Origin of the sequence: Pseudomonas citronellolis (assembly GCF_029335315.1) — a bacterium.
Taxonomy (GTDB): domain Bacteria; phylum Pseudomonadota; class Gammaproteobacteria; order Pseudomonadales; family Pseudomonadaceae; genus Pseudomonas; species Pseudomonas citronellolis_A.
Genome location: NZ_JARJLT010000288.1, coordinates 1 through 589, shown reverse-complemented (window position 1 = coordinate 589; position 589 = coordinate 1). Strand labels below are relative to the sequence as shown.

Below are 589 nucleotides of genomic sequence, written 5' to 3'. Positions count from 1 at the left end.
ACGGGCGGGCGGAAGCCGACGCTGTCGCTGTCCGGCATGGCTACGAATTCGACTTCGAAGCTGCGGTCGCGGGCGGCCTTGCTGCACAGTCCGACGATAAGCGCGCCGTTGGCAAAGGCGTCCGGCGCGCCGCCCTCGATGGTGAGTACCTGGCCTGGCGCCAGGGCCGCGCTGCTGCTGACGCCGAACAGGCGGAGCTGGTCGTTGAGGTAACGCTCGTGGGCCAGTTGGGCGAAGAAGTAGCCGCTTTCGGCATGGCCTTCCTCGTCGCCGCGGGCCTGGGCGTCGCCGAGGGTCTGGTAGGGCTCGTCGGCGTACTGATAAGCCTCGCCGTAGGTGGTGGTGGCGCCCCGGGTGAGGTCGGCCTGGCCATCTAGGTTGGCGCCAGCGTCGCGCGAGTAATAGGCGCGGGAGCTGACGCGTTGCTGCACGACCTGATGGCTGGCCTGAAGGCCCCAGACGGCGTCCTGGCCACCGCTCTCCATGCCGCCCAGCGGGCGAAGCGGCAAGCGGATGCCGCGCTGGTAGTGGCGCTGATCGTCGTGGAATTCCACCACGTCGATCTGCAGGCGGGCGTTCATGCTGAAGC

The 589-nt window shown here is 68.8% G+C and carries 1 protein-coding gene; it reads right to left on the bottom strand.

Annotation, left to right across the window (positions count from 1 at the left end; genetic code table 11):
- Positions 1-589 (bottom strand): contractile injection system protein, VgrG/Pvc8 family (locus P3W75_RS21585; protein ID WP_276229352.1); only part of this gene is annotated, 589 nt, incomplete at both ends.